This window comes from Paraburkholderia heleia NBRC 101817 (assembly GCF_000739775.1).
In the GTDB taxonomy this organism is placed as follows: Bacteria; Pseudomonadota; Gammaproteobacteria; order Burkholderiales; family Burkholderiaceae; genus Paraburkholderia; species Paraburkholderia heleia.
This window is the reverse complement of record NZ_BBJH01000064.1, coordinates 24,007-35,403: the sequence shown is the minus strand read 5'-3', so window position 1 is coordinate 35,403 and position 11,397 is coordinate 24,007. Positions and strand designations below refer to the sequence as shown.

Sequence of the window (11,397 nt, the reverse complement as noted above, 5' to 3'; positions counted from 1 at the left end):
CCCGGGCTTTACTGCGGGCTTTCTGGCGGTGGATCTCCGCACTATCCTTCGCTATCGCCCGTCATAGGTATGGCGATTGCTGTCGCCAGTTCACCGACGAGCCAGGAGCCGCGCATGGCTGAGCAAGAAGGAACGGGCGGCGTATGCGCATGGTCGCGCACGCATCAGGGCAAGCCGCGCCGCACGGATGCCGCGAAGTCCAAAGGCGGCGAGAAGAAGGACAAACAGGGACGCAAGCGTCCCGGCAGGAAGCCGCTCATCGTCATTGGCGTCGTGCTGCTCGTCATCGCCATCGGCGCGTTCATCTGGTGGTTCGTCACGCGCAACCAGGTCAGCACCGACGACGCCTACACCGACGGCAACGCCATCACCATCGCGCCCAAGGTGTCGGGCTACGTCACGCAGCTCAATGTCAACGACAACGTCTACGTGCACAAGGGCGACCTGATGGTCGAGATCGACCGGCGCGACTACGCAGCCCAGGTCGACCAGGCGCGCGCGCAGCTGGGCCTCGCGAAAGCCCAGTTGCTTTCGGCGCAGGCGCAGCTCGACATTGCACGCGTGCAATACCCCGCGCAGTACGAACAGGCGCGCGCGCAGATCGAAACCGCCAGCGCGAACTATGCCCGCGCGCAGGCCGACTACGAGCGCCAGCACGGTGTCGATCCGCGGGCGACGACGCAGCGGAACATCGACACCGCCACCGACCAGCAGCGGGTTTCGCACGCCAGCGTCATGAGCGCGCGTGCGCAACTCAAAACGGCGAGTCTCGTGCCGCAGCAGATCCGCCAGGCCGTGGCCGCCGTGGAAGCGCGCCGCGAACAGGTGGCGCAGGCCGAAGCGCAGCTCGACACGGCGCAGCTCAATCTCGCCTGGTGCGACATGCGCGCGCCCTCCGATGGCTGGGTGACGCGCCGCAACGTGCAGTACGGCACGTTCCTGCAGGCGGGCGCCTCGCTCTTTTCCATCGTCACGCCGCAAATGTGGGTCACCGCGAATTTCAAGGAATCCCAACTCACGCGCATGCGTCCCGGCGACAAGGTCAGGATCAGCGTGGACGCATACCCGAAGCTGGAATTGCGTGGCCATGTGGACAGCATCCAGCTCGGCAGCGGCTCGCGCTTTTCGGCGTTTCCCGCCGAGAACGCGACAGGAAACTTCGTCAAGATCGTGCAGCGCGTGCCCGTGAAGATCGTGATCGATAGCGGGTTGCCGGGGAATCGTCCGTTGCCGCTGGGGCTTTCGGTCGAGCCGACGGTTTATCTGGAGGATTGAGGGCGTGGCCATGAGCAATTCGCAGCGCAAATGGCGACCGCCCGGCAACCCCTGGTTTATCGCGATCGCGGTCACGCTCGCAGCGTTCATGGAAGTGCTCGACACGACCATCGTGAACGTAGCGCTGCCCCATATTGCAGGCACGATGTCGGCGAGCTACGACGAGGCCACCTGGGTGCTCACGTCCTACCTCGTCGCCAACGGTATCGTGCTGCCCATCTCGGCATTCTTCGGTCGCGTACTCGGGCGCAAGCGCTACTTCATGCTCTGCATTGTCGCTTTCACGGTGTGCTCGTTCCTGTGCGGCGTCGCGACGAGCCTCGGCCAGCTCGTGATCTTTCGCGTGGCACAAGGCTTTTTCGGCGGCGGCCTGCAGCCCAACCAGCAGTCCATCATCCTCGACACCTTCGAGCCCAGCCAGCGTGGCCGCGCATTTTCGATCTCCGCGGTGGCCATCGTCGTCGCGCCGGTGCTCGGTCCGACGCTGGGCGGCTGGATTACCGACAACGCCTCGTGGCGCTGGGTCTTCCTGCTCAATGTGCCCGTCGGCGTTCTCACGACGCTCGCCGTGTACCAGCTCGTGGAGGACCCGCCGTGGGTCAAACGCGAGATGCAGCAGGGCAAGCGCCGGCGCGCAGTCGACTTCTGGGGTATCGGGCTCATTGCCGTGGGCCTCGGCTGCCTGCAAGTGATGCTCGATCGCGGCGAGGACGACGACTGGTTTTCGTCGCCGTTCATCGTCACGTTTGCCGTGCTCGCTGTGCTCGGCATCGTGGGCGCGACCATCCGGCTGCGCTATGCGAAGCATCCCGTCGTGGATCTGCGCTGCCTGCGCGACCGCAATTTCGCCCTGGGCTGCGGCATGATCGCCGCGTTCGCCGCCGTGCTGTATGGCAGCGCCGTAATCGTTCCGCAGCTCGCCCAGCAGCAGCTCGGCTATACGGCCACGCTCGCGGGTCTCGTGCTCTCGCCGGGCGCGCTGCTCATCACGATGGAGATTCCGATCATCAGCCGCCTGATGCCGCATATCCAGACGCGCATGCTCGTCCTCACCGGCTTCATTCTGCTCACGGTCGCGCTCATCTACGCGCGCACCCTCACGCCGGATATCGACTACCTCACGCTCGTGAAGCTGCGCAGCGCGCAGTCGCTCGCCATTGGCTTTCTGTTCGTGCCCGTCACGACGCTCGCCTATCTGACCGTCCCGAAGGAACTCAACAACGACGCCTCCGCGCTCTTCACGATGTTCCGCAACGTGGCGGGTTCGATCGGCATTTCGGTCTCCACGGCGCTGATCCGCGAGCGTTCGCAGGCATGGATGGCGCACCTTTCCGCGTACATGTCACCGTTTTCGCAGAACTATCAGGACACGCTCGCGCGCAACGCGAAAACGGTCATGCAAAGCACCGGCGCGCCGCTTGCGCAGGCCATGCAGACGGCGAACAGCCATCTCTACGAGACATTCGTTTCGCAGGCAACGATACTTGCCTATATCGATGTGTTCGGCATACTCGCGTGCTTCTGCTTTGTGTTTGCGCCGCTCGCGCTGTTGTTCTCGCCCACGAAGGCGTCCGGTTCGGGAGGACACTGAGATGCGCGCGCTTGCCGTCGTTCTCGCCGCTTCGTTGTGTGCATGCACGGTCGGCCCGGATTTCAGGCCACCGCAGGCAAACGCCCCAGCCGACTGGCATGCGATGCAACGCGGCGCGAACGACGCGACATCGCAGGCAGCGGCTGCCTCCACGCCCACGGTCGAGTCGAATCCCGACCCGCAGTGGTGGCGCAGCTTCGGGGACCCGACGCTCGATACCCTGATCGATCGCGCGCTGAGCGGCAACCCCGATCTGCGCATTGCGGTCGTGCGCATTGCCGAAGCGCGCGAGCAAACCCAGCAGGCCGCCGCGCAAGGCCTGCCGAACGTGCGCGCGAGCGCGAGCTACAAACGCGATCAACTGGGCGCGAAGGGCATACTCGAATCGGCGGGCGTCTACAACAAGGTCGATGCACTCGGCGCACCCAATTCGCCCATCAACCAGATCGCGCCGGGCGCGGGGGCGAGCGTGGAGCGCGGCGCGCAGAGCGCGCTCGACCAGCTCACCGCGCCCGTGAACCTGTGGCAGGCGGGCTTCGACGCTTCGTGGGAACTCGATCTCTTCGGGCGCGTGCGGCGCTCGGTGGAAGCCGCGAACGCGCAGGCCGATGCCGCGCTCGAGTCGCAGCGCGATGCGCAGGTCTCGCTCGAAGCCGAAGTCGCGGAAACGTATCTGCAACTGCGCGGCGCACAAATGCTGCACGCCACCGCCGAAAGCCTCGTTGCCGAGCAGCGCGAGACGGTGGAACTCGCGCGCAGCGCCGCGAAGCACGGCCTCCAGAGCCAGCTGGACGTCGAGCGCTCGCAAGCCGAGCGCGCGCAGACCGAGGCCTTGCTGCCGCAATACGATCAGCAGATCGCGCAGTCGCTCAACGCCCTCGCGGTGCTGGTGGGCGAAGCGCCGGGCGCGCTCGATGCCGAACTCGCGCCACCGGGCGCTCCCCCAGGCGTACTGCCCGGCACGCCGCCCGCCGTGCCGGTGGGGCTGCCCGCCACGCTCGCGCGCCGCCGCCCCGACATCCGCCGCGCCGAAGCCTCGCTGCATGCGGCCACGGCCAACGTGGGCGTGGCCGTCGCGCAGTTCTATCCGGACATTTCGCTCACCGGGCAAATCGGCACGCGCGCGACTTCGCCGCACGATCTCGCGCACTGGGCGAGCCTGTTCTGGTCGTGGGGGCCGAGCGTTTCGCTGCCGGTGTTCCAGGGCGGCGCGCTCGTGTCGAACCTCCGTCTCTCGAAGTTGCAGCAGGTCGAAGCCGCGCTCGATTATCGCAAGACCGTGCTGGGCGCACTGCGCGACGTGAACAACGCGCTCGATGTGTATCGCACCGATCAGGCGCGTCTAGTGTCGCTCGACGAAAGCGTCGCGGCCCAGCGGCGCGCCTTCGAGCTTGCGCGCGAGAGCTATCGCAAGGGTATCGTCTCGTTTATCGACGTGCTCGACGCGCAGCGCCAATTGAGCAGCGCCGAGCAGAACGCGCAGCAGCAGGACTTGCAGGTGTGCACCGACCTCGTTGCCTTGTACAAGGCGCTGGGCGGCGGCTGGGAAGATGCGGGGCCGATGGCTTCATCCACATCGTCACAAGCGCGCTAGCCGAGCAGCTTCGCCGCCTTTCGCCGGCGCTGGTTGCGCTCGCGCCGCAGTGTTGCGAGCGCGGCGTCGGCGTTCGAGGCATCGGCGAAAATCTCGCGATGCTGCGCGACGAGACGCTCGCTCGCCACCGCATAGTTTGGCTTGCCGAAACGATCCTGAAGCCGCTTGAGCGGCTTCACGCGCCGGCTCTCGCGGCGCGGCAAGACTGGTCCAAAGAATTCCAGCAGATAGCGCAGGTGCTTTGCGCCCCTGCGCACCTCGTGCAACGCGGCGTAATTTCCCCCTTTTGCGCGACGCGCCCGCCGCATGCGTTTGCCCAGCGAGTGGCGCGCCACGCGCGCCCGCTCGCGCGCGAGGCGCTTGAGCGGCGTGGGGCGCGGCGACGTGTTCAACGCGCGGTTCACCTCATGCAGCATGTCGCGCAGCGCATGCTTGAGGTCGGCGGCGGAGAGCGTCTGGTGAGCGCGCTCGCGCGCCTCGCCCGCCGCCGCAGCGGCGCGTTTGAGAAACGCGCGCTGAGGATCGACGAACGCGCCCGAGCAGCGACCGTCACGCCCACAACAGCGTGCGCAGCCGACGCAACGCGACGCGCAGTTTGTGCAGCGTCTCCGGCTCGGTGTCGAGACGCGCGCCAGCGCCTCGCTCACCAGCGGCTGCGCGTAGCGCGAGAACTGCGATTGCGCGTCGGTACGCGTCTTCCCAGGTTGTTTATCCGGCTAGTCCATGCGCCCCTCCCTGCCGCGCTCACGCTGGCACCGCCAACGCCTGTGCCGCGCGCGACCAGACGCGATGCTGCCCCGCCGCTTCGATGAACGCCTTGAACACGCGCTTGAGATCGGCCGCATCGCCGTTCGCCACACCGTCGGCGCTGTCCGGCAATTGCGCTGCGGACAGCACGAGCCGGCCCGTATCGACCGCGCCAATCGCCTTCAGATGCTTGAACGCTTCGAGCACGAAGTGCCGCGCATCGCCCGACTGCGAGAGCGCTTCCGTGGCCTTCTCGCCGCCGGGAACGAACACCGCGTCGAACATGACCGAGGGCATGCCGGTAATGGTCGCATCGGGCGCAAGGTCGCCGATAGGCGCGAGCGTGGGCGCAATCACGAGCGCCGTCGCCCCTTCCTTTGCGAACGCGTCACGCAGTTGCTCGAGGGTCGCAGGGTCCGCGCCGGGCGCCGTGAGCAAGGCGATCTTGCGCGTCTTGATGCCCGGTTGCCCGCGGGTGAGCAGACTGAGCGCGGGCGAACTGGCCGTGCGCGGCTTGCCCGGCTTGCTACCCGCTTTGGGCTTGGGCAGCCCGAGCGCCTGCGCCACGCTCGCGGCGAGGTCCACGTCGATGTTCGCGAGAATCGCATTGACCTGGCGTTCGCGTATTTCTGGCCTGGTGACCTTACCCAGTTCGAACGTATAGGCAGCCTTGATGTGCTCCTTCTCAGGCTCGGACATGCTGTTGTAAAACATCGTCGCCTGCGAGAAGTGGTCGGCGAACGATTCGCTGCGCACGCGGATTTTCACGCCGTCCATGCGCTCCTGGTAGCTTTCGAATCCCCCGTCACCGGGTTGCGTTTCCTTCGGCCAGCCGCCGCCCACCGAATGCGGCTCGTACGATGCCTGACCGACGTTGATCGTCTGCCGGTGCATCGCATCGCGTTGATTGTTCTGATACGGACACACCGGCCGGTTGATCGGAATCTCATGAAAGTTCGGTCCGCCAAGCCGGCTGATCTGCGTGTCGGTATAGGAGAACAACCGACCCTGCAGCAAGGGGTCGTTCGTGAAATCGATACCGGGCACGATATGCCCCGGATGGAACGCGACCTGCTCCGTCTCCGCGAAAAAGTTGTCCGGATTGCGGTTGAGCGTCATCTTGCCGATGATCTTCACCGGCACCTCTTCTTCAGGCACGAGCTTGGTCGGATCGAGCAGATCGAAGTCGAACTTGTGCTCGTCGCTCTCCTCGATGACCTGCACACCCAGTTCAAACTCGGGATAATCGCCACGCTCGATCGCCTCCCACAGGTCCCGCCGATGAAAGTCAGGGTCCTTGCCCGCGATTTTCTGTGCCTCGTCCCAGAGCAACGAGTACGAACCCAGCACGGGCCGCCAGTGCCACTTGATGAAACGTGCCTTGCCCCTGGCATTGATGAAGCGGAACGTATGCACTCCGAATCCTTCCATGGTGCGCAAGCTGCGGGGTATCGCGCGGTCCGACATGGCCCAGATGACCATATGGGCGCTTTCCGGCACAAGCGTGACGAAATCCCAGAAGGTGTCGTGGGCGGTACCGCCCGTCGGCATTTCGTCCGGGGCTTCGGGCTTCACCGCATGCACGAAGTCGGGAAACTTGATCGCGTCCTGAATGAAGAAGACCGGCATGTTATTGCCGACCAGATCGAAATTGCCTTCTTCCGTGTAGAACTTCGTTGCAAATCCGCGTACGTCACGCACGGTGTCCGACGAGCCGCGCGGGCCCTGCACGGTCGAAAAGCGCACATAAACCGGCGTTTCCTTCGCGGGATCCTGCAAGAAGCCTGCACGCGTGAGTTCGGCTTGCGACTCGTACACACGGAAAACGCCGTGCGCCGCGGACCCGCGCGCGTGCACGATGCGCTCGGGAATCCGTTCGTGGTCGAAGTGCGTGATCTTTTCGCGCATGATGAAATCTTCAAGCAGCGAAGGCCCGCGCGCGCCCGCACGCAAGGTGTTCTGGTTATCGGCGATCTTCACGCCCTGGTTGGTGCGCAACGCCTCGCCGTCCGCGTGCGCGCGAAACGATTCGAGGCTGCGCGATTTCGCGTCGTTGGGCTGATGCTTGCCGCGGGGGCGGTTGCGTTGTGACATGGGGTGGCTCCAGGTAAGGATTTCAATTGGCTCGCCGCCAGGAGGAAGGAGAGGGCGGCCGGGCGTGCAATCCGGAGCGCAAGCGATGTGCCGTTGAGCATCGCGCGAACCACGTCCTCGGCATGCCGATTGCGCTCGCTCCTGAACAGCACGTGAACGGGAGCGGACAATGGCGGCATGGATCAAGGCAATGGACGAAGCAGCATTGCCCGCGCCGGGCATGCGGCGCGTCGAACTGGAAGGGGTCGCTGTGCTGCTCGTGAATGTCGGCGAACGTATCCCTGGTCAATGAGCGAGAACGATCGCTGCCTTGTCCGGCATGCGCGCGGATTCATGCGCCGCGCGCTGGAGGCCGCGGGCGCGCGGGACATCTGGACGCAGGACGAGGACACGTGTCACCTGAACGGGACGGCACGCATGGGTTTCGACGCCCGCACGAGCGTGGTGAACGCAGACTGCCGCAGCTGGGACATTCCGAACCTGTGGATCTGCGATGGCTCCGCATTTCCGACAGTGGGCGGCGTCAATCCATCGCTCACGATCCAGGCGATCGCATACCGCACCGCCGATCGCATCAAGCAACTTGCATCACGCGGCGAGCTTTGACTGGGTCGTGCGCCGGCCATCATGCGAGCAGCGTCCTCATGTGAGCTGCAAAGCGGTATGTACCGTCAACGCTGCGCCGGTGGCCAGCGTGGCAAGCCAGCATAATGCGCGTGTGAACACGTGTGTCTTCATCTCGCCCACCGCATCGCGGCGTCGGCTCAACAGCAAGAGCAGGATGAGTACTGGCGCGACGGTCATGCCGTTTGCCAACGCACTCCGATAGCAGGCCTTGACCGGATCGACACCGTACACGTGGAACAGCAACGCGATTGCCACACTCGTCACCATGAGAGCCACAAGCACACCGGCGATCCGGCGGTCCCGCTGCTCACCCTGCGGCCAGCCGAACGAGCTGGCCGCCGCGTGAGCCGCGGAACCCGCCAGGGGTGGGAGCGCAAGCAGCGCGGTCCCGAGGAGCGCGAGGCCGAGTACGGGCGCCGCGCACCCATGCGCGATCGGAGCGATCGCGCGTGCCGCGGCCTGCGTGCTGTCGATGGGCTGGTGCGCTGCGTGAAGCGTGAGCGCGGCCGCGACGAGAATAATCGCTCCGCAAGCGTTGGAAAGCAGCGTGCGCAACAGCGTATCGCGCCGCATCCTTTTTAGCTGGGCGGGGTCCTCGTTACGGCTTTCGCGGCTTGCGCCCGCACGCGGCCGTTCCTCGACCTCCTGCTCGGCCTGCGAAAACAACAGATACGGGCTGACCGTGGTGCCAAGCACCGCAAGCGACATCCCGAAATAGTCCTCGGACCAGGTGAACCCCGGCACCAGGGCATGCCATGCCACAGCGCGCCATGGCACTTCGGTCACGAACATTACGCCGGCGTACGCAAACAGCGAAAGCGCGAGCCACTTGAGCACGTTCGCGTAGCGCGCGTAGGGTACCCACCATTGAAGCGCGATCGACGCGGCGGCAAACAGGACGATGAACGGCGCGACAGGCCCGCGGAACATCAGGCGCGCGGCCTCCCCCATCGAGAGCATATCGGCAGCCATGTTCACGGTGTTGGCGCCCAGAAAGCGTGCGACCGCGATCAGGAAGATCCAGCGCGCATAGTGCTGGCGCATATTCTCCGTGAGGCCCTTACCCGTGACGGCAGCAACGCGCGTCGCGATCAACTGGAGCGCCACCATCGACGGGTACGAAAGCACGCATACCCAGAGTAGATCGAGGCCGTATTGCGCGCCCGCGAGCGAATAGGTCAGGATGCCGCCCGGATCATTGTCCGTTGCGACCGTGCCGAGACCCGGACCCGTGTCCGCTGCCCAGGCGTGGGCCGGGAGTTCGCTTCTGTTGGCGTGCTCGCGTCGACAACGTAGGCTCAGGCCGGCTTTCATCGAGATGAGTCAGGAAACGTGCGGGAATGCACGCCGGGCGCGCAGGGCATGTTCCCGGGCATCGAGCGTGCTCATGCTCTCTGACTAGCGGACCTCAGCCGTCATGGGCGGCTTGCCAGTAATGAGCCCGATGAACCTCGAACAGATTTATTCCCGACTCTGGGATTGCCTCGCTGCCGCCGTACGCGAAGACAAGCACCCGTTCAAGGTGATGCAGGCTGCGACAATCGGCCTGGATGGTTCGCCGAACGTGCGCACCATCCTGCTTCGCAGCGCCAGTGAAACGGACAACCTGCTTACTTTCCATACCGACCTGCGCTCGCCGAAGGTCGCCGAACTCAGCCGGGAACCCCGCATCGCGCTTGTCGGCGTCGATACCGTTCGCAACCTGCAAGTGCGTGTGTCTGGCGAAACCCGGATCCTTCGCGACGGGCAGGTGCGAGCCGATGCGTGGTGGTCCAGTCCCGACCATGGCCTCCTCGCCTACCGCACGCGCCTTCCCCCCGGAACGCCCATCAGCCACGCGGAAGATGCACTCGACAAGACGCACGACGCACCTGGCCCGGACGAAGGCTTCAAACACTTCTGCGTCGTCGAGTTGCGCCCTGCCCGGCTGGATTGGTTAGATCTTTCGGCAACGGATCGGAGCTGTCGCGCGTTGTATGTACGTCAGAACGACGCCTGGGTCAGCAGCTGGATTGCCCCCTGATAGCCGATCGTTTTCACGGCCCGCGCCCGGCACGAGACTTGCGGATTCCTCACGACATCGCTTTCCGGGCGCAGCAGGAAGATCGCCGTGGTCGATAACGAAAAGCTCGAACCCGAAATCGCCGTGACCGACCGGACGGAGCGCTCATGGCTGTCGCGGCTCGGCCCCGGGCTCGTCACGGGCGGCGCGGATGACGATCCCAGCGGAATCGGCACCTACTCGCAGGCCGGTGCGAAATTCGGCTTTGTGCTGCTATGGACGCTCCTGCTGACCTATCCGCTGATGGTCGCCATCCAGATGATCAGCGCACGCATTGGACGCGTGACGGGCAAAGGGCTTGCCTCCAACATGCGGGCTTTTGGCCCCCGCTGGCTCGTGATCGTTCTGGTGCTGGTTCTCGCCGTCGCCAACACGATCAACATTGCGGCGGACCTGGCAGCCATGGGCGCGGCCATCGGCTTGCTGGTGCGCGGCCCGGAACAGCTCTACGTGGTTGCATTGGGCGCGTGTTCCGCCATCCTGCAGATCTGCCTTCCCTACGAAAGCTATGCCCGCTTTCTGAAATGGCTGACCATCGTGCTCTTTGCGTACGTCGCGGTGGCGTTCGTTGTGCTAGTCGATGTCGGTCTTTCGGTGGTCCGCCCACACGTGCGGTTGTCCGGCGACTATCTCGCCACGGTGGTCGCCGTTCTTGGCACGACGGTTAGCCCTTACCTGTTCTTCCGGCAGGCGTCGCAGGAAGTCGAGGAACTTCGATCGAACCCGGGCGAACATCCGTTGCGCCGGGTCTCATCGTCCCGTGCATATCACCAGCTCGACAGGATCACTGCCGATACCTGGATCGGGATGGGTGTCTCGAATGGCGTGGGATTCTTCATCATGCTGACCGCAGCCGCCACGCGGCACGCTCACCATATCGACATCGAGACATCCGCCGATGCGGCGAAGGCGCTCGCGCCCATTGCCGGTCGTTTCGCTGCGCTGGTGTTTGCCGCGGGCATCGCGGGAACCGGGCTGCTCGCCCTGCCCGTGCTCGCCGGTTCGGCCGCCTACGGCGCGGCGGGCGCGTTCCGCTGGCGCAATAGCCTGTCTCTACATCTCACGCTGGCACGTGAATTCTATGCCGTTATCGTCGTGGCCATTCTGGGTGGCGTCGCGATCACGTTCTGTCACCTCGACCCGGTGAAGGCGCTTTACTGGAGCGCTGTCATCAATGGTCTTGCCGCCGTACCCGTCATGATCGTCGTCATGTTGATGGGGGTCAGCCGCCGTCTGATGGGCCAATTCGCAATCTCAGGAATCCTGGAGTATGGAGGATGGGCGGCGACTGCGCTGATGGCCGTGGCTGCCGTGGGCATGTTCGTTCCGGCATGATCAATCCAGACTTCCTGACACGGCCGCCAAATCACGAGGACGCGCCACCGACCAAAGTTAATTCACGCCCCT

General features: G+C 65.0%; 9 protein-coding genes and 2 pseudogenes. 7 read left to right on the top strand and 4 right to left on the bottom strand.

Going from position 1 to position 11,397, the window contains the following annotated elements; all coding sequences use genetic code 11:
* The first annotated feature begins 114 nt into the window (after positions 1-114).
* From BHE01S_RS34610 to BHE01S_RS34600, 3 genes are read left to right on the top strand one after another with little or no spacing between them, the layout of a single operon-like run.
* The gene (locus tag BHE01S_RS34610) at positions 115-1,275 is read left to right on the top strand and encodes an HlyD family secretion protein (RefSeq protein WP_084069573.1); all 1,161 of its coding nucleotides are present in this window, start codon (positions 115-117) and stop codon (positions 1,273-1,275) included.
* A 10-nt stretch (positions 1,276-1,285) separates the two neighbouring features.
* Entirely contained in the window at positions 1,286-2,866 is a 1,581-nt protein-coding gene (locus BHE01S_RS34605; RefSeq protein ID WP_042272735.1) for a DHA2 family efflux MFS transporter permease subunit, read from the top strand.
* A 1-nt stretch (position 2,867) separates the two neighbouring features.
* Positions 2,868-4,460: an efflux transporter outer membrane subunit gene (locus BHE01S_RS34600; RefSeq protein WP_042272732.1), complete on the top strand. Its 1,593-nt coding sequence runs from the start codon at positions 2,868-2,870 to the stop codon at positions 4,458-4,460.
* Here BHE01S_RS34600 and BHE01S_RS34595 read toward each other — a convergent pair.
* The 3 genes and pseudogenes from BHE01S_RS34595 to katE form a co-directional block, all read right to left on the bottom strand.
* Positions 4,457-5,095: a CHAD domain-containing protein gene (locus tag BHE01S_RS34595; RefSeq protein WP_245639949.1), complete on the bottom strand. Its 639-nt coding sequence runs from the start codon at positions 5,093-5,095 to the stop codon at positions 4,457-4,459. The genes BHE01S_RS34600 and BHE01S_RS34595 overlap by 4 nt on opposite strands.
* A pseudogene (locus BHE01S_RS39405) lies at positions 5,064-5,138 on the bottom strand (hypothetical protein); the annotation flags it as partial. The gene BHE01S_RS34595 and the pseudogene BHE01S_RS39405, both read right to left, overlap by 32 nt.
* A 66-nt stretch (positions 5,139-5,204) precedes the next feature.
* Positions 5,205-7,301, bottom strand: coding sequence for a catalase HPII (katE, locus tag BHE01S_RS34590; RefSeq protein WP_042272728.1), 2,097 nt, complete (start codon positions 7,299-7,301; stop codon positions 5,205-5,207).
* Between the two features lie 169 nt (positions 7,302-7,470).
* Here katE and BHE01S_RS39620 point away from each other — a divergent pair, with 169 nt between their 5' ends.
* Positions 7,471-7,593: a Rieske (2Fe-2S) protein gene (locus BHE01S_RS39620; RefSeq protein WP_281177784.1), complete on the top strand. Its 123-nt coding sequence runs from the start codon at positions 7,471-7,473 to the stop codon at positions 7,591-7,593.
* Positions 7,594-7,598: 5 nt separating this feature from the next.
* Positions 7,599-7,907 (top strand): annotated as a pseudogene (locus BHE01S_RS34585) (GMC oxidoreductase); the annotation flags it as partial.
* A gap of 36 nt (positions 7,908-7,943) precedes the next feature.
* Here BHE01S_RS34585 and BHE01S_RS34580 read toward each other — a convergent pair.
* A complete protein-coding gene (locus BHE01S_RS34580) occupies positions 7,944-9,242 on the bottom strand; it encodes an NRAMP family divalent metal transporter (protein ID WP_042272723.1) in 1,299 nt (432 codons plus the stop codon).
* Between the two features lie 130 nt (positions 9,243-9,372).
* On the opposite strand from BHE01S_RS34580, the gene BHE01S_RS34575 reads away from it, so the two are divergent.
* Together BHE01S_RS34575 and BHE01S_RS34570 are read left to right on the top strand one after the other, a co-directional pair.
* Positions 9,373-9,951, top strand: coding sequence for a pyridoxamine 5'-phosphate oxidase family protein (locus BHE01S_RS34575; RefSeq protein WP_042272755.1), 579 nt, complete (start codon positions 9,373-9,375; stop codon positions 9,949-9,951).
* A gap of 87 nt (positions 9,952-10,038) precedes the next feature.
* The gene (locus BHE01S_RS34570; protein ID WP_042272722.1) at positions 10,039-11,325 is read left to right on the top strand and encodes an NRAMP family divalent metal transporter; all 1,287 of its coding nucleotides are present in this window, start codon (positions 10,039-10,041) and stop codon (positions 11,323-11,325) included.
* Positions 11,326-11,397 lie beyond the last annotated feature (72 nt).